The organism is Vibrio sp. 99K-1, assembly GCF_013114585.1.
In the GTDB taxonomy this organism is placed as follows: domain Bacteria; phylum Pseudomonadota; class Gammaproteobacteria; order Enterobacterales; family Vibrionaceae; genus Vibrio; species Vibrio chagasii_B.
Genome location: NZ_VTXF01000003.1, coordinates 95,191 through 116,076 on the forward strand (window position 1 = coordinate 95,191; position 20,886 = coordinate 116,076).

Annotated in this window: 18 protein-coding genes and 1 tRNA gene; 9 read left to right on the forward strand and 10 right to left on the reverse strand. The window is 45.0% G+C overall.

Annotated elements, in window-relative coordinates; translation table 11 throughout:
- Position 1: 1 nt before the first annotated feature.
- Positions 2-496: an acetolactate synthase small subunit gene (gene ilvN / locus F0228_RS03460; RefSeq protein WP_008219984.1), complete on the forward strand. Its 495-nt coding sequence runs from the start codon at positions 2-4 to the stop codon at positions 494-496.
- 115 nt (positions 497-611) lie between these two features.
- Positions 612-2,495: a diguanylate cyclase gene (locus F0228_RS03465; RefSeq protein WP_061033550.1), complete on the forward strand. Its 1,884-nt coding sequence runs from the start codon at positions 612-614 to the stop codon at positions 2,493-2,495.
- Positions 2,496-3,099: 604 nt separating this feature from the next.
- Here F0228_RS03465 and F0228_RS03470 read toward each other — a convergent pair.
- Both F0228_RS03470 and pykF read right to left on the reverse strand, forming a co-directional pair.
- Positions 3,100-3,771 (reverse strand): GntR family transcriptional regulator, encoded by a 672-nt coding sequence (locus F0228_RS03470; protein ID WP_081090364.1) that lies wholly within the window; start codon positions 3,769-3,771, stop codon positions 3,100-3,102.
- A gap of 176 nt (positions 3,772-3,947) precedes the next feature.
- Positions 3,948-5,360: a pyruvate kinase PykF gene (pykF, locus tag F0228_RS03475; protein ID WP_008219975.1), complete on the reverse strand. Its 1,413-nt coding sequence runs from the start codon at positions 5,358-5,360 to the stop codon at positions 3,948-3,950.
- Between the two features lie 429 nt (positions 5,361-5,789).
- Here pykF and F0228_RS03480 point away from each other — a divergent pair, with 429 nt between their 5' ends.
- On the forward strand, positions 5,790-6,560 hold the full coding sequence (locus F0228_RS03480) for a DeoR family transcriptional regulator (RefSeq protein WP_061033552.1): 771 nt from the start codon (positions 5,790-5,792) through the stop codon (positions 6,558-6,560).
- A gap of 107 nt (positions 6,561-6,667) precedes the next feature.
- Entirely contained in the window at positions 6,668-8,500 is a 1,833-nt protein-coding gene (gene glmS, locus F0228_RS03485) for a glutamine--fructose-6-phosphate transaminase (isomerizing) (protein WP_171761905.1), read from the forward strand.
- 107 nt (positions 8,501-8,607) lie between these two features.
- Here the strand turns inward: glmS and F0228_RS03490 are convergent, their stop codons facing one another.
- The 6 genes from F0228_RS03490 to rpsU all read right to left on the reverse strand — a co-directional run bounded on the left by F0228_RS03490 (position 8,608) and on the right by rpsU (position 14,829).
- Positions 8,608-9,876: an O-acetylhomoserine aminocarboxypropyltransferase/cysteine synthase gene (locus tag F0228_RS03490; protein ID WP_061033554.1), complete on the reverse strand. Its 1,269-nt coding sequence runs from the start codon at positions 9,874-9,876 to the stop codon at positions 8,608-8,610.
- Positions 9,877-10,090: 214 nt separating this feature from the next.
- Positions 10,091-10,166: transfer RNA gene (locus F0228_RS03495), tRNA-Ile, on the reverse strand.
- A gap of 163 nt (positions 10,167-10,329) precedes the next feature.
- Positions 10,330-12,174, reverse strand: a complete 1,845-nt coding sequence (gene rpoD, locus F0228_RS03500; RefSeq protein WP_008222514.1) for an RNA polymerase sigma factor RpoD — start codon at positions 12,172-12,174, stop codon at positions 10,330-10,332.
- A gap of 99 nt (positions 12,175-12,273) precedes the next feature.
- A complete protein-coding gene (gene dnaG / locus F0228_RS03505; RefSeq protein WP_061033564.1) occupies positions 12,274-14,025 on the reverse strand; it encodes a DNA primase in 1,752 nt (583 codons plus the stop codon).
- Between the two features lie 119 nt (positions 14,026-14,144).
- Entirely contained in the window at positions 14,145-14,588 is a 444-nt protein-coding gene (locus F0228_RS03510; RefSeq protein WP_171761906.1) for a GatB/YqeY domain-containing protein, read from the reverse strand.
- A gap of 25 nt (positions 14,589-14,613) precedes the next feature.
- Positions 14,614-14,829 carry a 30S ribosomal protein S21 gene (gene rpsU / locus F0228_RS03515; RefSeq protein WP_004396009.1) on the reverse strand — a complete coding sequence of 72 codons (216 nt, stop codon included), beginning with the start codon at positions 14,827-14,829 and terminating at the stop codon, positions 14,614-14,616.
- A gap of 255 nt (positions 14,830-15,084) precedes the next feature.
- Between rpsU and tsaD the strand changes: the two genes are divergently transcribed.
- Both tsaD and F0228_RS03525 read left to right on the forward strand, forming a co-directional pair.
- Positions 15,085-16,101, forward strand: coding sequence for a tRNA (adenosine(37)-N6)-threonylcarbamoyltransferase complex transferase subunit TsaD (tsaD, locus tag F0228_RS03520; RefSeq protein ID WP_171730864.1), 1,017 nt, complete (start codon positions 15,085-15,087; stop codon positions 16,099-16,101).
- Positions 16,102-16,207: 106 nt separating this feature from the next.
- Positions 16,208-17,023, forward strand: coding sequence for an alpha/beta hydrolase (locus F0228_RS03525; protein WP_061033565.1), 816 nt, complete (start codon positions 16,208-16,210; stop codon positions 17,021-17,023).
- Positions 17,024-17,067: 44 nt separating this feature from the next.
- On the opposite strand, the gene plsY is transcribed toward F0228_RS03525, so the two are convergent.
- Complete coding sequence (gene plsY, locus F0228_RS03530) at positions 17,068-17,664, reverse strand: glycerol-3-phosphate 1-O-acyltransferase PlsY (RefSeq protein WP_061033566.1); 597 nt, start codon at positions 17,662-17,664, stop codon at positions 17,068-17,070.
- 138 nt (positions 17,665-17,802) lie between these two features.
- On the opposite strand from plsY, the gene folB reads away from it, so the two are divergent.
- From folB to F0228_RS03545, 3 genes are read left to right on the forward strand one after another with little or no spacing between them, the layout of a single operon-like run.
- Complete coding sequence (gene folB / locus F0228_RS03535; protein ID WP_105059010.1) at positions 17,803-18,162, forward strand: dihydroneopterin aldolase; 360 nt, start codon at positions 17,803-17,805, stop codon at positions 18,160-18,162.
- Positions 18,159-18,641, forward strand: a complete 483-nt coding sequence (gene folK, locus F0228_RS03540) for a 2-amino-4-hydroxy-6-hydroxymethyldihydropteridine diphosphokinase (RefSeq protein WP_061033568.1) — start codon at positions 18,159-18,161, stop codon at positions 18,639-18,641. Before folB ends, folK begins: the two co-directional genes overlap by 4 nt.
- 15 nt (positions 18,642-18,656) lie before the next feature.
- Entirely contained in the window at positions 18,657-19,460 is an 804-nt protein-coding gene (locus F0228_RS03545) for an undecaprenyl-diphosphate phosphatase (RefSeq protein ID WP_061033569.1), read from the forward strand.
- Positions 19,461-19,547: 87 nt separating this feature from the next.
- Here F0228_RS03545 and F0228_RS03550 read toward each other — a convergent pair whose 3' ends face one another.
- On the reverse strand, positions 19,548-20,864 hold the full coding sequence (locus F0228_RS03550; protein ID WP_061033570.1) for a multifunctional CCA addition/repair protein: 1,317 nt from the start codon (positions 20,862-20,864) through the stop codon (positions 19,548-19,550).
- Positions 20,865-20,886 lie beyond the last annotated feature (22 nt).

Genomic DNA, 20,886 nt, shown 5'->3' on the forward strand with positions numbered 1-20,886 from the left:
TATGAGACACATTATTTCACTACTAATGGAAAACCAACCGGGTGCGCTTTCTCGTGTGGTTGGTTTGTTTTCTCAACGTGGCTACAACATTGAGTCGTTGAACGTATCGCCAACCGATGATCCAACGCTTTCTCGTTTGAACGTGACGACCAACTCGAGCGAAATGCAGCTTGAACAGATTCAAAAGCAACTGCACAAGCTGATCGATGTACTAAAAGTGCAAGAGGTGTCTGAGCTTGAACACATCGAGCGTGAGCTCTTGATGGTTAAAGTACGTGCGAGCGGTTTTGCTCGTGCAGAAGTGAAACGCACAGCGGATATCTTCCGTGGTCAGATCGTTGATGTGACGGCTTCTCAATATACAGTGCAAATGGCGGGTACGAGTGAAAAGCTGGATGCTTTCATTCAAGCGTTGTCTGAAGTGACTGAAGTGCTTGAAGTGGCACGCAGTGGCGTTGTGGGCATCGCCCGTGGCGAACGTGCGCTGAAAGCTTAAACAACAAGCACTTAAAAAATAGTTTTATAGCCGCTTTTTTAAGCGGCTTTTATTTTGTTAATTTTATAGAGTGCTATAATCCTGCGCTTCACGCCTTCTTTTACTTGAGTTATCAATGAGAAATAGTAAATCGATAATTACATTGCTGATTATTTCGATAACACTGTCTGCTGCAGTGGGTCTTTACTATTTACAACGTTACCAAGAAGTAAAACAACAAAGTTTTGATTACTCTGCGAAACAAGCCCTTCATCAGTTGGTTTACGCAGAACGAGATTACAAGCTCTTAAAATCTCAGTTGGTTTCGGTGATGAAACTACTGAGTCATAGCCAAAGCCTTGTTAATTTCGCTTCCTCCCCCTCTGAACAAACCAAAAGCCTCCTCGAAGAGGTATGGCAGTCTGTGTTAGTGAACCAAAAATGGTATACACAGATTCATCTTATCGATATTGAGGGTAAAGAGCTGGTCCGAGTGAATTATTCCTCTGCCACGGGCGCTGTGACAATACCTCAGCAATTACAAGATAGGTCTGACTCTAGCTACTATCATTTTGCTAAGAGCTTAGAGCATGAAGATATTGGTGGTTGGGGAATTGAGCTTGAAACCGAACATGGTGAATTGGCATATCCTTATAAACCGGTGTTTAGAGTCTTCACGCCTGTTGAAACTCCGGAGAAGCGAGTCGGTTATTTGGTGATCAATCTGGATGTCTGGGGGTTGTCTTCACGTCTTAATTTCGCACCTGATTATGATTTTAGAGCTGAAGTCGTCAATGGTGAGGGTTATTACATTGCGAGTCCAAACAACAGTAAATTGTTTGGCGATTCTGTTCCTGAAAGGAAAGGCTTCAACCTAAAAAATATCGCACCTCAAACATGGGAAGCCCTCTCTCGACAACAAATGGGCACTGTGTTTGAAGATGGTAACTTGTTCGCGTTTAACACGGTTCAGTTAGCTAATAATCAAAAGATGCACCTTGTGATTCAATTGAATCAAAAACAACTGCTCGCTAGAGCTGAACGTGATCTAAATGATCTTGCCCATGAAGAGATCATAGTGCTTTTCACTGTGTTGCTGTTCGCGTTCCCATTTGCTTATCTGGTGACGCATTACCGACGTCGTAGCTTAGAGAGTAAGTTAGCACGCGCAGCGTTGAATGGCATGTCTGCCGTGATGATCACTGATAAGCAGCATCGTACTATGATGATCAACAACGAGTTTGAAAATATGACCGGTTACAGCGAAGCACAAGTTATCGGTCATAATGCGCTGCAACTTCTGTTGGAAAATACAGAGCAGCAGATCACCAGCGAATCCATCTGGCGACACCTAGACAACGAAGAAGTGTGGGAAGGGGAAGTGCTGTGTAAAAACAAACTGCGCATCCCTTTTACCGCTATTATGCGTGTCCATGCGGTCAAGAACAGTTCAGGGAAAGTAAGCTACTACATTACTTCGCTGGTGGATATATCAGTAAGGAAAGAGCTCGAAGTTCGTCTGCGTTTTCTGAGTGAGCGAGACGCTTTGAGTAACCTTTGGAACCGTCGAAAGTTTGAAGAGCAGTTAGCTTATTATTCTCGTTTGGTTGAGCGTTACCCAAATGAGGCGACTACTTGTTTAGCTTTAGTCGATATCGATAACTTTAAGCGAATTAATGACGAGCTTGGTCATGATGAGGGCGATCGTGTGATTGCAAGAGTAGCTAAGCTTCTACAAGACAGCCTCCGTAGTACCGATTTTGTGGCGCGTGTTGGTGGGGAAGAGTTTGCACTGTTGATGCCGCACACCTCTTTATCAGAAGCGAAGCGTGTATTGGACCGGCTGCGAATCGAGATTGAGTTATCTGCGGGCACCAAGGTAACCGTCAGCGTCGGTTTCACTGATTTGACGAGTAACAGTACCCGTTCATACAAATGCGCAGACGTCGGCCTTTACGAATCGAAATCCTCTGGACGAAATACCGTCTCGATTTGTCCTAGCTATGCGGATGTTGCTTAGCTACAGGCTCTATTTACTCCTAAATATCCTCCCGCTTTCCCATCGAGTACTCTTTATATAGCTTGCAACTCAGTAAGTGATGAAGCCGTTTCTTCTGTGTATATATGAGGAATCTCATTTTTGAGCGATCTATGTCACAAATTCTATACGGTTAGACTAAAGTCTAATATTGGCGAAAATTTGAGCTAAAATGAACAATGAGTAAACTACCTTGCTTCAGATTACATCGTGTTAAGGGGTGTGATAAATAGAGTGTTTACCAGATATTAAAGGGATGACACCGTTAACTTAATTCAGCTGGTTAGCTAGCTTTTTCAATGAGTTGAAAAGCAGCAGTAGAATTAGGTTAGCTGGAGCAAGAGTTTGGGGATCATACAGTCTGGTTGAAAGAGGCGTGGTATGTTTGTCGATTTTTTAGTGAGATTAACCATAGGTACATTGGTCATTCTTGGTTTTAAGCTGAGTGCTTTGTATTTCTTACCTATGGTTTTACTGCTCAATACTCATCACAAAGAGTTTTTTGGGTGGTAGCCAGCTTGATGCTGAAAAACAAAAAACGGAGCTGCTAGGCTCCGTTTTTATTTGTTCAAAATTTATCGCTGCATTAAGCCGCTTCGATAACTTCTTCAATTCGCTTCATTGAACCAAGTAGGTGCTGATCAAGCAGCTCTGTCGCTTGTTCTACGTTTTTTGACAGCACGAGTTTCATGATCATTTCGTGCTCATCAATATTGAACAGATCGTCTGATGCACTTTCCGCCGACATCGCTAGGAAGCGGTATCGCTTTACTTGATTGATCAAATCTTCAAAGAAGCTAAACATGTTCTCTGAATCCGCACCTTCAAGTAGCGCAACGTGGAATTGTTGGTGACGTTCTTCCCATTCCACACAATCAAATTCTTCAGATACGTGCTGTACTCGCGAAAGTTTATGGTAAGAAGTCAGTACATCCAGTTCCCAAGTTTCATCCCCCGCAGAAATGGCTTTTTTCAGTAGAACTGAAGACACGACACGTAAGCTTTCATAAAGATCATTCAGCTCTTTCTTTGACACTGGCGATACCCAGCAGCCTTTTTGCGGCTCGAGCTTCACGTATTTGCTCCAAGATAACTGTACTAGGGCTTCACGAATCGGAGATGCGCCAACGTTGTATCTGTTCTTTAGATCAGCAACAACGAGCTTTTGGCCTGGGGCTAACTCACCATTAAGAATATCTTGGCGAATCATCTTTGATACTTTGTCAGTGAGAGTAGGACTAGACATTACAAACCTCATGTATATTTGATTTCTAGTCTGCTAATCCGTCTCTTAGAAAGAGTCCATTGGAAGTTAACAGTACGTAGTTCTATTGTGATTGATAATACAGCGTACTGAAAAGTTAGGCAAGATTTTGTTTCATAAAAAAAGAGGGCCGAAGCCCTCTTTTATATTTTATGCGAATCGGTTCATTCTTATAGAACGTGAACAGATGCCGTGTTTGTAGTGCCTGAAGCTACTAGAGCACCAGAAACCATTACAACGATGTCGCCTTTGCTGCCGAACTCAGCTTCAAGTGCGTATTCTTTACCCATTTTGTAGAAAGCATCTGTGCTGTCGATAGACTCAACAAGAACTGGACGAACACCTTTAGTAAGAACAAGCTGAGCAGCTGTCTTTTGGTTAGTTGTCAGTGCAATGATGTTTGCAGTTGGGAAGTACTTACGTACTGAACGTGCAGACTTGCCGCCTTCAGTAGCAACGATGATTAGAGGAGCAGCTAGCTTCTCAGCTGTGTCTACTGCGCCTTTACATACTGCTTCAGTGATGCGTAGACGTGGGCTGTCTAGACGAGAACCTAGCTCAGCTTTAAGAGCTGAATCAGTACGGTTCGCGATTTGAGCCATGATAGTAACAGCTTCAACTGGGTACTTACCTTTAGCCGTTTCGCCAGAAAGCATTACAGCGTCAGTACCATCCATGATTGCGTTCGCAACGTCACCCGCTTCTGCACGAGTTGGACGTGGGTTGTTGATCATAGAATCAAGCATTTGAGTTGCTGTGATAACCATCTTACGTGCACGGTTACACTTCTCGATCATCATTTTCTGAGCGAAGATTACTTCTTCAGCTGGGATTTCAACACCTAGGTCACCACGAGCAACCATGATACCGTCAGAAAGCTCAAGGATTTCGTCGAAGTTATCTACACCTTCTTGGTTCTCAATCTTAGAGATGATGTGGATATCGTTGCCGCCGTTTGCGTCTAGGATCTCACGGATCTCTTTAACGTCAGATGCTTTACGGATGAAAGATGCAGCTACGAAATCAACGCCTTGCTCACAACCAAACTTAAGGTCAGCTTTGTCTTTCTCAGAAAGAGCTGGAAGTTGAACAGAAACGCCAGGAAGGTTAACACCTTTGTTTTCGCCTAGTGCGCCGTTGTTAAGAACTTTACACTTAACTTCAGTTTCAGTAGTAGAGATAACTTCCATTTCGATTAGGCCGTCATCTACTAGGATTGTGTTACCAGCGTTTAGGTCAGCTGCGAAACCAGCGTAAGTTACCGCTACAGTCTCTTTGTTACCTACAACTGAAGTATCAGTTGTGAAAGTGAATTCTTGACCAGCTACTAGATCTACGTCGTTACCGCCTTCTAGCTTGATAGTACGGATCTCTGGGCCTTTAGTATCAAGAAGGATAGCAAGTTGCTTACCTACTTTGTCCATTACTTCGCGGAAGTTCGCAATACGAGTGCCGTGCTCTGCGAAATCACCGTGAGAGAAGTTAAGACGCATAACGTTCATGCCAGCATCTACTAGTTCAGTTAGCTTCTCTACAGATTCAGTTTTAGGGCCAATCGTACATACGATTTTGGTCTTTTTCATGGAAGGTACTCTCCGGTAAGTATTGTTACAATTTGAAATTTATTTAAGTTCTGAAGATTGGTCCGCTACATCAACATTTTGTGCCTGTTGAGTAAAATCGCGGGACTTCCAATATGTCCTTCAGAGTTGTAAGTCTTTCATCAATTTTAGTCATTTTATGACCAAAAGATTTTGATTCAACATCGGGTTTCTGTGACTTACACCAATATATCAGGTGAAAGTTGCAAAAAAATAACGGTCAGTTTTGTAATTTTTTTTCTTTTCGGGTGCGGATTCTACCACCTAATCAATTCAATATCACTGCTTAACAATTGTCTTAGGACAAGGTTTTATCGCTATTTATTAATTTTTTGGATCAAAATAAATGGACTAAATAGTTTCGTTGTAACTATAATATGTTTCATATCGAAACTTACTGGTCTTTTTTAAATGTCGAAACGAAACACTCAGCTCAGAAGACATGCAATTTCTAACCTAGTGAACGAAAAAGGGGAGGTTAGTGTTGATGAATTGTCCGCTAAGTTCGAAACCTCAGAGGTCACTATTAGAAAGGACTTAGCGTCTTTAGAGAAAAACGGTCAGCTTTTACGCCGTTATGGTGGTGCGATTTCGCTACCGAAAGAGGTTGTGAACGAGGAATTGGGTCAAAAAGTTTCGACTCGAAAGGTTTCGTTAGCGAAAGCAGCTGCAGATTTAATTCGCGACCATAATCGAATCGTGATCGACAGCGGCAGCACAACAGGTGCCCTAATTCAGCAACTAAACAGTAAGCGTGGTTTGGTTGTCATGACCAACTCGTTGCACGTGGCTAACGCGCTCAATGAGCTGGAAAGTGAACCAACGCTACTCATGACCGGCGGCACTTGGGATACCCATTCGGATTCTTTTCAAGGCAAAGTCGCAGAGTCAGTGTTGCGTGCTTACGATTTTGACCAACTATTTATTGGGGCTGATGGTATCGACCTCGACAGAGGCACAACCACGTTCAACGAACTGGTTGGCTTAAGTAAAGTGATGGCTGAAGTGTCACGAGAAGTGATCGTGATGGTTGAGTCAGAAAAAGTGGGACGAAAGATCCCTAACCTAGAGTTGGCGTGGGATCACATCGACATCTTAATTACAGATACAGACTTGAGCAAAGAATCTCAGGCAAGTATTGAATCACATGATGTTCGAGTGATCTTAACGGATCCAGCTTAACAACTTATTTTAACTATTATGCATTTAACTTCCTATAATTGTTCTTAATAAAGACATGGCCTTTGCTTGCTGCCAATAGGAATAAACGAAATTGATGGAGTCAAACTATGTGTGGAATTGTTGGTGCAGTAGCACAGCGTGATGTAGCCGAGATTTTAGTAGAAGGCCTTCGCCGCCTAGAGTACCGTGGCTACGACTCAGCGGGTGTCGCTGTGGTTGATACCGAATCAAATCTAACTCGCGTACGTCGCCTAGGTAAAGTACAAGAGCTAGCAGACGCGGTAGAAGAGCAACAAGTGATTGGTGGTACAGGTATCGCTCACACTCGTTGGGCAACACACGGCGAGCCGTCTGAAGCAAACGCGCACCCACACATGTCTGGTGACATTGCGGTAGTGCATAATGGCATTATCGAAAACCATGAAGCACTGCGTGCAATGCTGCAAGAGCGTGGCTACGTATTTTCTTCTCAAACGGATACTGAAGTTATCGCTCATCTAGTGGAGTGGGAACTTCGCACTTCAGCTTCTTTGGTTGAAGCACTGCAGAAAACAGCAAAACAGTTGGACGGCGCCTACGGTACCGTTGTGGTTGATCGTAAAGATCCTAGCCGTATTGTTGTGGCTCGCTCTGGTAGCCCTATCGTTATCGGTTTTGGTGTGGGTGAAAACTTCCTAGCATCAGACCAACTTGCATTACTAAGCGTAACTCGCCGCTTCATGTACCTAGAAGAGGGTGATGTTGCTGAAGTGACTCGTCGTGATGTGACGGTATTTGACGTTGCAGGTGAGCGTGTTGAACGTGAAATCGTTGAATCAAATGCAGAGCATGATGCAGGTGACAAAGGTAAGTACCGTCATTTCATGCAGAAAGAGATCTTCGAACAGCCAACGGCACTGATCAATACAATGGAAGGTCGCATCTCAGATACTTCTGTTATCACTAACACGATTGGTGTTAAAGCCGAAGAGATCCTAAGTAAGGTTGAACACGTGCAGATCATCGCATGTGGTACGTCTTACAACTCTGGTATGGCTGCTCGCTACTGGTTTGAGTCTCTAGCTGGCGTAAGCTGTGACGTAGAGATCGCTTCTGAGTTCCGTTACCGTGACTTCGTCGTTCGCCCGAATAGCCTACTGGTTACTCTATCTCAATCTGGTGAGACGGCAGACACACTAGCAGCACTTCGCCTTGCGAAAGAGAAAGGCTACATGTCAGCGATGACAATCTGTAACGTTGCTGGATCTTCACTGGTTCGTGAATCTGACTTCGCATTCATGACTCGTGCAGGCACCGAGATCGGTGTAGCTTCAACTAAGGCTTTCACAACTCAACTAGCAGCAATGCTGATGATGGTGACTTCAATTGGTCGTCTACAAGGTCGTATCAATGAAGAAAAAGAAGCAGAAATCGTGCAAGCGCTTCACCAACTGCCGACTGACATTGAGAAAGCACTGGCGTTTGATAAAGAGATCGAAGCACTAGCGACAGACTTCGCAGACAAGCATCACACGCTTTTCTTAGGTCGTGGTGAGTATTACCCAATCGCGATGGAAGCGTCTCTAAAACTGAAAGAGATCTCTTACATTCACGCTGAAGCATACGCGGCAGGTGAGCTTAAGCACGGCCCTCTTGCACTGATTGATGCCGATATGCCTGTAGTGGTTATTGCACCAAGCAACGACCTACTAGAGAAACTGAAATCAAACGTTGAAGAAGTACGTGCACGTGGTGGTCTACTTTATGTATTCGCAGACCAAGATGCAGGCTTTGAAAGCGATGAGAACATGAAGATCATCAAGATGCCTCACGTGAGTGAAGTCACTGCACCTATCTACTACACAGTTCCAATGCAGCTACTGTCTTACCACGTAGCACTAATCAAAGGTACTGACGTTGACCAACCTCGTAACCTAGCGAAAGCGGTAACGGTAGAGTAAGTTAACTTAAACCCTTAAATAGACGAAAGCCCATCATCATGATGGGCTTTTTTGTGCATGCTATTTAGTAAATCTATATTCAGCTTATAGTCGTTAAGCGTTAAGCGTTAAGCGTTAAGAGCTTGCTCTAGGTCTGCAAGGATATCTTCGATGTGTTCAATACCGACTGATAGGCGAATCATCTCTGGTGATACTCCAGCTTGTTTCTGTTCAGCTTCGCTTAGTTGACGGTGCGTTGTCGAAGCTGGGTGACAAGCAAGAGATTTTGCATCGCCAATGTTTACCAAGCGCTTAAAGATTTGTAGCGCGTCATAAAAGCGAACACCCGCTTCGTAACCATCTTTTAGACCAAAAGATAAAATCGCCGATGGCTTACTTTGCATGTACTTTTCAGCAAGCGGGTAAAATTCTGAACTTGGTAGACCTGCGTAGCTTACCCAGCTGACTTTCTCATGTTGGCTTAAGTATTCAGCTACTTTCAAGGCGTTCTCTGTATGTCGCTCCATACGTAGCGACAGCGTCTCCAAGCCTTGCATCAACATAAAGGCATTCATTGGCGACAAAGCTGCGCCTGTATTGCGTAGTGGAACCGTTCTAGCTCGACCAATAAATGCAGCCTCACCAAAGGCTTCGGTATAAACCACACCGTGATAAGAGGGCTCAGGTTGATTAAATACCGGGAAGCGCTCTTTGTGTTCTGCCCATGGGAATTTACCTGAATCGACAATCACACCACCCAAGGTTGTACCGTGACCACCCACGTACTTTGTTAGTGAATGGACTACAATGTCAGCACCAAACTCAATTGGTTTACACAGCACTGGAGTCGCGACGGTATTATCGACAATCACAGGGACACCTTGCGCGTGGGCAAGTTCGGCGACACGCTCTAAGTCGATGATATTACCCGCAGGGTTACCGATACTTTCGCAGTAAACCGCCTTGGTTTTTTCATCGATAAGCTCTGCTAGACTCTCCGGTTTATCGTCTTTAGCAAAGCGAACTTCAATTCCTTGGTTTGGCAGCATGTGAGCAAATAAGGTGTAAGTGCCACCGTAAAGCTGAGGTGTTGAGACAATGTTGTCACCGATTTGTGCCAATGTCTGAATCGCGTAGTTGATTGCCGCGCTGCCTGCACTCACTACCAAACCTGCAATACCACCTTCTAACGCCGCCATACGTTTCTCCAACACATCGTTGGTTGGGTTCATAATGCGGGTGTAGATATTGCCTGGTACTTCTAGGTTGAATAGATCAGCGCCATGCTGAGCATCGTCAAATTCATAGGCGACAGTTTGGTAGATAGGGGTAGCAACGGATTTCGTGGTTGGATCGGTTTCGTAGCCGAAGTGAATCGAGAGTGTTTCGTCTTTCATGTTTCTTCCCTGAATGATTGAGCGATTTATGTACAACCATATTGCCGATTTTTTTATAAAAGAAAAGTAAGCTTAGTCACAGAGAGGTAATTGGCATTGTGTACTGTGGAGTTCACTCATTCAGGGATGTATTGAAATGAGTAGGGCATAAAGAATAGCGAGCTTAGAAAAGCAAAAAGCCAGAGCAGCGTGAACTGTTCTGGCTTTTCTAATTTGGTGGCCCCTCCCAGATTTGAACTGGGGACCGAACGATTATGAGTCGTGCGCTCTAACCACTGAGCTAAGGGGCCGTAGGGCATTGATTATAGGGGAAGCATTCAGTGGTGTCTAGACACTATAAGGGGCAATTCCGCTTACATCTTAGCCACTTAAATCACACAGCTACAAAAAAGGTGAGCCATAGCTCACCTTTTGTTAATTATGCTTAAAAGCTAATCACATCAATGTGTGTGATTACTCGTCTAGGAAGCTGCGCAGAGTTTCTGAACGGCTTGGGTGACGAAGTTTACGTAGTGCTTTTGCTTCGATCTGACGGATACGCTCACGAGTTACGTCGAACTGCTTACCAACCTCTTCTAGAGTGTGGTCAGTGTTCATGTCGATACCGAAACGCATGCGCAGTACTTTCGCTTCACGAGGTGTTAGGCCAGCAAGAACGTCTTTAGTTGCACCGCGTAGGCTGGTTGCCGTTGCAGAGTCTAGAGGTAGTTCTAGCGTTGTATCCTCGATGAAATCACCTAGATGCGAATCTTCGTCGTCACCGATTGGTGTCTCCATTGAGATAGGCTCTTTAGCGATTTTCAGTACTTTACGGATCTTGTCTTCAGGCATTTGCATGCGCTCAGCCAGCTCTTCCGGAAGTGGTTCACGACCCATCTCTTGTAGCATTTGACGAGAGATACGGTTTAGTTTGTTGATCGTTTCGATCATGTGAACCGGAATACGGATAGTACGAGCTTGGTCGGCAATCGAACGAGTGATTGCTTGACGGATCCACCATGTAGCGTAAGTAGAGAACTTGTAACCACGACGGTATTCAAACTTATCAACCGCTTTCATCAGACCGATGTTACCTTCTTGGATTAGATCCAAGAATTGTAGACCACGGTTTGTGTACTTCTTAGCAATCGAGATTACTAGACGTAAGTTCGCTTCAACCATCTCTTTCTTCGCACGACGAGCTTTTGCTTCACCGATAGACATACGACGGCTGATGTCTTTAATGCTTTGAACAGTCAGAGAGGTCTCTTTCTCGATCATATCCAGTTTTTGGATTGAGCGACGGATATCGTTCTCGTGACGTTTGATCTTTTCTGCGTATGGTTTGTCTGAAGCAAGTACTTCATCTAACCATGCTTCGCTAGATTCGTTGCCAGTAAATAGAGCAATGAAAGATTTCTTCGGCATTTTGCCGTACTCAACCGTTTGACGCATGATTAGGCGTTCTTGAGTACGTACACGATCCATAGAGTTACGCAGTTCGTTTACTAGGTAATCAAACTGTTTTGGTGTTAGACGGAACTCTTTGAATACGTCTTGCATCATTGTCGTTGCAAGCATTGCTTTCGGGCTTTCATGGCCGTACTCGTTGATCGCTAGCTGACGGTTTTGGTAGCTAGTACGAAGCGCTGTGAATTTCTCAAGAGCAAGCTCAGGATCGATACCTGTATCTTCTTCTTCCTCTTCTTCATCGTCATCAACGTCTTCTGCGTCTTCGTCATCCAGATCTGTTTCAGCAAGTTCTGAACCGATGTGAGTCGCTGTTGGTGCAGCTGTGCCATCGTCATCTGGGTCAACAAAGCCATTAATTAGGTCTGTTAAGCGAATCTCTTCTGCTTGTACGCGGTCAAACTGTTCCAAGATGTATGGAATAGTACCTGGGTACTCAGCAACAGATAGCTGAACTGTATTGATACCATCTTCAATACGTTTAGCAATGTCGATTTCGCCTTCACGAGTCAGTAGCTCAACCGTACCCATTTCACGCATGTACATGCGAACTGGGTCAGTAGTACGGCCAATCTCGCTTTCTACGCTTGAAAGCGCAGCAGCTGCAGCTTCGGCTGCGTCTTCATCTATATTGGCATCGTCATCATTAAGCGCTAGATCATCAGCATCAGGTGCAGTTTCAACTACTTTGATGCCCATGTCGTTAATCATTTGAATGATGTCTTCTACCTGTTCAGAATCCACGATTTCTGCAGGTAGGTGGTCGTTTACTTCGGCGTAGGTCAGATAGCCTTGTTCCTTGCCTTTAATAACAAGTAATTTAAGCTGTGACTGCGGATTTTGATCCATAGATGATATCCAACTTCAGGTCTGGTGAAGGACGTTGCATTCTCAAATGCAAACCAATTATGTTAACAAATTTATTAAATGCTGACTAATCAAACAGGGTTACGCTTTTAGATCTAGCATTAAAGCTAGTAGCTCCCTTTTTTCTTCGGCTGATAAACCGACACTTCTTGCTTTGGCCTGCAGGTTTTCAATTTGTTTTTCAACGCACTGGGCAAGTATTTTGTCCAATGAGTCTAAAAATATGTCTTCTTGATTGTCTTCGTCGAGGGGGATTTCCCAGCTCGCGAGACGAGACAGAAGAGCCTCATGTTTATTATCTCGCCAGTGCTCTAATAACTGGCCGGTGTTGATATGGGGATGCGCGTGGCATTTATCAAGTACTTCAACGAATAAACTTAGTCCAGGCAACGGTAAGCCTTTGACACTTGATAAATCCGGTACCATATCAGCATAGCTCGGATTTTGGATAAGCAAAGCGATAACTTCACGCATTGGAGTTCGCTTGAGCTCTTTGTGCGGCTGAGGTGTCGGGTTTTGTGTATGAACACGAGCACGTCTCAGTTGGTTATCAAATCCAGTTCGCTCATCCAGTAATTTTTCGAGCAGTTCTTGGAAATAGCTGTCAGGAATTTTATTAATCAAGGCGCTTGCGTGCGCACGCAGTGCCGATTTTCCTTCGGTTGTTCCCAAGTTCAGTTTGTGTATTTCTATCAGGTTGTCGAACAAATAGGTCGACAGCGGGGTCGCATTTTGGACGAGTTGCTCAAAAGCGGCCTTACCGTGTTCTCTTATATAGCTATCTGGGTCTTCACCATCGGGCAAGAACAGAAACTTGAGTGTATTACCTGTTTTCAGGTACTCAAGTGCATTTTCTAGAGCGCGCCATGCTGCCTCTTTACCTGCTCGGTCACCATCGTAACAACAAACCACAGTGCTGGTTTGTCTAAACAGCATTTGAATGTGGTCGCCAGTTGTTGAGGTGCCTAGTGATGCCACCGAGTAATCTACACCATATTGCGCAAGAGCCACGACATCCATGTAGCCTTCAACCACAAGTACTTGAGGCGGTTCACGGTATGCCTGTAATACTTCATAAAGGCCATATAGCTCTTTGCCTTTATGGAAGATAGGTGTCTCTGGTGAGTTTAGGTATTTTGGTGTGCCATCTTCTAAGACACGTCCACCAAAACCAATCACACGACCACGACGATCGCGAATCGGGAACATAACACGACCACGGAATCGGTCGTATCGATTACCCTTATCGTTTTCTATCAACATGCCGCCTGTTACCAGCATGTCTTGAGCTTCTTTTTGTTGACCAAAGTTCTTACGAACTAAGTCCCACTCATCGGCCACATAACCAATGCCAAACTTCTGAACAATCTCGCCCGATAAACCACGATTTTTTAGGTACTCAATCGCGGGCTTATTGGCTGCTATTTTTAGCTGTGAGCGATAGAACTGGCTAATGCCGCCCATCAAATCATAGAGGTTACGTTTTTGTTCAGTGTTGGCTCTTGGTGCGGTAGAGATCTCACCGCTGCGTTGTTCTCTTGGAACATCGAGCCCTAAGAAGGAGGCGAGCTCTTCAATAGCTTCAACGAATTCGAGGCGCTCGAACTCCATAATGAAGTCGATGGCATTGCCGTGTACGCCACAACCAAAGCAGTGATAAAACTGTTTCTCTTGGCTTACGCTAAAAGAGGGCGTCTTTTCGTTATGGAATGGGCAACAAGCACCGTAGTTTTTGCCTTTTTTCTTAAGTTTCACGCGTGCGTCTACAATGTCGACAATGTCGAGACGCGCTAGGAGATCATCGATGAAACTACGCGGGATGTGTCCTGCCATAAAACCTTAGAAAAATGCACTAACTGAGAGTGTGGATAATAATAGTTTGAATAGGTTACAGATACAAACAAGCCGTGCGTTCCGAAGGATTGCACGGCTTGTTGCAATTTGATTTGGGATTAAGCGAGTTTAGAGCGAACTAAACCACTAACTTTACCCATATCTGCACGCCCTTGAATTTGTGGTTTCAAGATAGCCATTACTTTACCCATGTCTTGCATGCCCGCAGGTTGAGATTCTGCAATTGCGCTATCAAGTAGTGCGATTACTTCTTCTTCAGTAAGCGGTTGAGGCATAAAGCCTTCAAGTACAGCAATTTCTGCTTGTTCCACGTCAGCAAGATCTTGACGACCAGCTGATTCATATTGAGCAACAGAATCGCGACGTTGTTTAACCATTTTTACTAGTACAGCAAGAATGTCGTCATCGCTCAGAGTAATCTGTTCGTCGACTTCACGTTGCTTTACAGCAGCAAGAGCTAAACGGATGGTGCCAAGGCGCGGTTTGTCCTTGGCTTTCATCGCTAATTTTTGCTCTTCTTTGAGTTGTTCAATAAGAGCCATAACTCAGTCCTTATGGATTAAGTTATTAGTACAGGCGAACGCGACGTGCGTTTTCGCGAGCTAGCTTCTTAGCGTGACGCTTTTGAGCTGCTGCTTTAGCGCGTTTGCGAACTGTAGTTGGCTTTTCGTAGTGCTCGCGACGGCGAACTTCAGAAAGGATACCTGCTTTTTCACAAGAGCGCTTGAAACGACGTAGTGCAACGTCGAACGGTTCGTTTTCACGTACTTTAACTATTGGCATATGCCTTTCACCTCAGGGGTTATTCATTATCGCTGGCTACTGATGACCAAATCAGAAAAATTATCCGTAGACAACTTTCGATTAAGTGTGGTCTCTAACCAGCTTGATCAAAAATGGTGCGGAATTTTAATCCGATCAGAGTGGCTTTGTAAAGCACTTTGTCGATTATAGTCTGTACAATATTTGTTTGAAGAGCTTAGGCAGGGTAATATTGCGCTAATTTCCCATTTTAGACGAAAGCGTGCCGAGAAAATTATGCGCATTATTGGTATTGAAACCTCTTGTGATGAAACAGGAATCGCAATTTATGATGAGCAGCAGGGCCTGCTTTCTCATCAATTATACAGCCAAGTAAAACTGCACGCCGATTACGGTGGTGTGGTACCTGAGCTCGCATCACGTGATCACGTGAAGAAAACTATTCCGCTAATTAAAGCGGCTCTAAAAGAGGCAAACCTGACCTCTAAAGACATCGACGGTGTCGCTTACACTGCTGGCCCTGGCCTTGTTGGTGCGCTGCTTGTTGGTGCAACCATTGGTCGCAGTATTGCTTACGCTTGGGGTGTACCAGCTGTGCCTGTTCACCATATGGAAGGTCACCTTCTTGCGCCTATGTTAGAAGATAACCCACCTCCGTTCCCATTTGTTGCTCTGCTGGTTTCGGGGGGTCACACCATGATGGTCGAAGTGAAAGGCATTGGTGAATACAAGATCCTTGGTGAATCGATTGATGATGCGGCAGGTGAAGCCTTCGATAAAACGGCTAAGTTAATGGGCTTAGATTACCCTGGTGGTCCATTACTATCTCGATTAGCAGAAAAAGGCACACCGGGTCGTTTTAAGTTCCCACGTCCAATGACGGATCGTCCGGGCTTGGATATGAGCTTCTCTGGCCTAAAAACCTTTGCAGCGAACACGATTCGTGACAATGACGATAGTGAGCAAACCCGTGCCGATATCGCATATGCATTCCAAGAGGCGGTTTGTGGTACCTTGGTAATCAAGTGTAAGCGTGCCTTGGAACAGACGGGCATGAAACGTATAGTGATTGCTGGTGGTGTAAGTGCAAACAAACAATTACGTGTTGAGCTTGAAGCACTTGCTAAGAAAATTGGTGGCGAGGTTTACTACCCGCGTACTGAGTTCTGTACTGATAATGGTGCGATGATCGCTTATGCCGGTATGCAGCGCCTGAAAAATGGTGAGACTGCTGATCTTTCAGTTCAAGCCACACCGCGTTGGCCGATCGACCAATTAGAGCCAATTGCGTAATACATCAAAATGTTTTGATAAACGGTCGCCTAGTGCGGCCGTTTTTATATCTTAGCTTACCGACGATATGTCGATAAAAAATTGCTGATAGAGATTAGGGAAGAAGATGAATAAGTTCACTGTAGATAATCAATCGATGGCGTACCTAGACGAAGGCGAAGGCCCGGTTGTTGTACTTGGACACAGCTACCTTTGGGATAGTGCGATGTGGAAGCCACAGGTTGAAGCGTTAAAATCTCAGTACCGTTGTATTGTGCCTGAGCTTTGGTCTCATGGTGAGTCTCAAGCGGCACCGAATAGAATGGGCAACCTAAAAGACTACGCTCAACATGTTCTGGCACTGCTTGACCATTTAAACATTGAAGAGTTTTCTGTGGTGGGCTTATCGGTTGGTGGTATGTGGGGTACTGAGCTTGCAGAGCTGGCACCAGCACGTATCAAATCTTTGGTACTGATGGACACTTTTGTCGGTCTAGAGCCAGAAGTTGCACACGCGAAATACTTCAGCATGCTAGACACCATCTCTCAAACGAAGATGGTTCCTCAACCGATTGTAGAAGCGGTTGTGCCGTTGTTCTTTGCTAATGACGCACAAACTAACACGCCAGCTTTGGTAGAAGGTTTTACTCAGCAGTTGTCGGCACTACAGGGCGAGCAAGCAGAGCAAGTAGCTCGAATTGGTCGTATGGTGTTTGGACGTCGTGACATGATTGAAACGATAGAGAACTTTGCTCTACCTGTGTTGGTAGCTGTCGGCCAAGAAGATAAACCACGCCCGGTACTTGAATCTTACCTGATGCATGATTGCATTTCTGGTAGTGAATTAGTGGTAATTCCTGGCGCAGGACATATTAGCTCGCTAGAGCAGCCAGAATTTGTAAACACTATGCTGAAAGAGTTTTTAGGTAAGCACCTGCTGTAGACTTTCTATCGTTTGAAATGATCGGTTTAATCTTGAATATAAGGTTAAGCCGATTTTTTTTGTCCGAGTTTTGGCTCACTGCCGTCCAGTAGGCGGCGGATGTTTTGATGGTGACGCAGCACGATCAAGCAACACAGCATAGCCACGGGCAGGGTGTATTGCGGTTTGACTAACCAAGCGTAGAAAGGGGCAAGTAGCACTGTCACCAATGCTGCCAAAGAGGAGTAACGAAATAAAAGCGCGACCACGAGCCAAGTTGCCATGATCATACCGGTTAGGTCGAATCCAATTGGGGCGATGGCACCCAGTGCCGTTGCGACGCCTTTACCACCCTTAAAGTGGAAGAAGATCGGATACATATGACCAAGACAAGCTGCAATCGCAACGATACCTAAAATAATTGAGTCGATACCGAGAAAGTAGCCAAGCCAGACTGGAATGGTGCCTTTTAACATATCACAGAGTAATACTGCTGCTGCGGCACCTTTGCCACCGACACGTAACACATTGGTTGCGCCTGGGTTGTTTGAGCCCACCGTTCTAGGATCTGGAAGCCTTAAGACTCGGCATATCAAGACCGCACTAGAGATTGAACCTAGCAAATAGGCAGCAATGATCATGATAAGTGCCAATGGGGTCATGTCTGTCCTTTAACGGTTATACGCTTAACGATGGGAAAATAATGCTCAATCCAAGAGTAATTGATATCATATCTCGAATTACGCAAATAATACGTTTTTTTCCCAAATTTGGGTATCCGACCTCTAAAAGGACAAGTCATGGCACTGGATAAAGTTTTCATTGAGCAGCTAGAAGTAATTACAACGATCGGTGTTTACGATTGGGAACAAGAGATCAAACAGAAACTGGTTCTTGATATTGAAATGGCTCATGACAACCGCCCAGCAGGCCAGAGTGATGATGTGGTTGATGCTTTGGATTATTCGAAAGTAAGCACTGCAGTACTCGATCACATTACGAATGGCCGTTTTCTACTCGTAGAACGTGTTGCTGAAGAAGTCGCAGAGCTAATTATGACTCAGTTCTCTGTTCCTTGGGTTAAAATTCACCTAGCGAAGCCTGGTGCGGTTCCTCAAGCAAAAGCGGTGGGTGTGATCATCGAACGAGGTCAAGCATGACCATCGCCTATGTTGGTGTTGGCACGAACATAGACCGCGACAAGCATGCAAGGGTGGCATGGACAGAGCTTCAATCGTTAGGGACTAACCTTAAATGCTCTAAAATCTATCACTGTGAGCCTGTCGGTTTTGATAGCCATCCATTTTATAACTTTGTGATAGAGCTCGACACGCCACTTTCATTGACTGAATTTTCACAAGAACTTCGTAAAATTGAGTACAAATGGGGGCGTGCGCAAGATGCACACAAGCTTCAGGATCGAAATTTGGATCTTGATATTGTGCTGTTTGGCGATGAGATATCTGAGTCTGCTCCAGAGTTACCACGCAGTGATATCTATAAATATCCTTTTGTAACACAACCACTTTATGATCTTTGTCCTGCGAGAGTGATCCCGCAAGACGGAAGAACCGTCAGTGAAATATGGCAGAAGATGCAGCAACTAGACTCGCTCTCTGTCGTAGATATAAAACTATAATTTTAAAGGTAAGTAATGAGTTATTTTGAAGCGTTTATATTGGCGTTGGTGCAAGGCTTTACTGAGTTTTTACCTATTTCCAGTTCGGCACACTTGATCCTTCCATCAGCGGTTTTAGGCTGGGAAGATCAGGGTTTGGCTTTTGATGTCGCGGTCCATGTCGGTACTTTGGCCGCAGTCGTGATCTATTTCCGTAAAGAAGTGATTTCGTTGTTGAGCGCATTCTTCGGCTCAGTGTTTAAGGGCGACCGCAGCAAAGAAGCGAAATTGGCGTGGATGATTATCCTTGCGACGATTCCGGCATGTATCTTTGGCCTGCTGATGAAGGACATTGTTGAACTTTACCTGCGCAGTGCATGGGTAATTGCGACAACGACCATCGTCTTTGGTTTGTTGTTGTGGTGGGTGGATAAGAACTCAAGCCTACGTGATGATGAGTACCAAGCGGGCTGGAAAAAAGCGTTGTTTATTGGTCTTGCTCAAGCTATGGCAATTATTCCTGGTACTTCTCGCTCAGGTGCTACGATTACAGCAGCACTTTACCTTGGCTTTACTCGTGAAGCGGCAGCTCGATTCTCTTTCCTAATGTCTATCCCAATCATCACTTTAGCTGGTGGTTACTTAGGCCTTAAGCTTGTGACCAGTGGCGATCCAATCCACGTTGGTACACTGCTAACCGGCGTTGCGGTGTCTTTCATCAGTGCTTACATCTGTATTCACTTCTTCTTGAAGCTTATCTCTCGTATGGGCATGACGCCGTTTGTTATCTACCGCCTAATTCTAGGTTGTGGTCTGTTTGCTTTCTTAATGATGCAATAACAGACGCTGATAACAGCCTCGTCGTAAAATTGAAAAAGCCCGCTTAACTGCGGGCTTTTTAATGCGTGCTTACTAACAGATTGAAGATTAACTATCAGTGAGTTCTGATAACGCGCTTTCAATAGCCACCGCTCTGCGCTTCTCTTGCTCTTCTCGAATATCTTTACCTTTAAAGCCATCAGCAATGATCACTTTTACTTCAACTTGAAGTGCTGCCTGATAGGCTGCTTCAAAACGAGCCTTTTGAGGGTAAGGCTGATCTTCTAACCCTTTGCGACCAGCGTGGTCAGCTTGGCAGCATAGCAAGATGTCGTTAAGGCGATCTGGTTTGCGCCAAACATCGAACTTGTTGAGAACTTTAAGGAAAGTTGTCGGCTTGAGCTCGCCTGCACGATGAATGTTTGAGTGTTGCTCACACACTAATAGTGCGAGGTCTCTGAATTCATTAGGCACTCTCACTCGCTCACACAGTTTCTTGATGATCTTAACACCTGTGTGGCAGTGCATTTTATGGCTTGGCCATTCAGCTTGTGGTGTCACGCCTTTACCTAAGTCATGCACTTGAGCGGCAAAGCGTACGGGCAGCGATGGGCTTAATAGCGCTGCTTGCTGAGCCACCATCATAGTATGGATACCTGTATCGATTTCAGGGTGCCATTTCTCGGGTTGAGGGACACCAAACAGAGCGTCAATCTCTGGCAAAACAACCGCTAGTGCTCCGCACTCTCTCAATACGGAAAGAAAGACTTCTGGGTGTGGTGTGCTGAGTGATTTGTGCCACTCTTGCCATACTCGTTCTGCAGTAAGATGGGCGAGTTCACCAGATTCAACGATCTCACTCATCATCAACATAGTTTCAGGGGCGACGCTAAAACCGAGATGGTGAAGTTTGGCAGCGAAGCGCGCCACTCGCAGCACTCGAAGTGGATCTTCGACAAAGGCATCGGATACGTGTCGAAGAATACGATCGGAGAGATCTTGCTGGCCGTGGTAAGGATCGTGAAGGTTGCCTGCATCATCTTGAGCGATGGCGTTGATCGTTAGATCGCGGCGCATGAGGTCTTCTTCCAGGCTAACATCTGGCGCGAAGTAACATTCGAAGCCTGTGTAACCAGAGCCTGATTTTCTCTCAGTGCGAGCCAGTGCGTGTTCTTCCTTGGTTTTTGGGTGCAAGAATACTGGGAAGTCTTTACCCACTGCAGTGAAGCCAAGGCTTTCCATCTCTTGAGGGGTACTGCCGACCACCACCCAATCTTTATCATAACTATCAATATTGAGTAGTTTATCGCGCACCGCTCCACCGACTAGATAGCGCTGTAGCCCATTCTCTTTTGGTAGGCTATCGTATATTTGCAACTTATCACCTCGAAATGTTTTATCACTGCTGGACTTTACGGCAAGCAATGGTACTTTCCATTAATCGTAA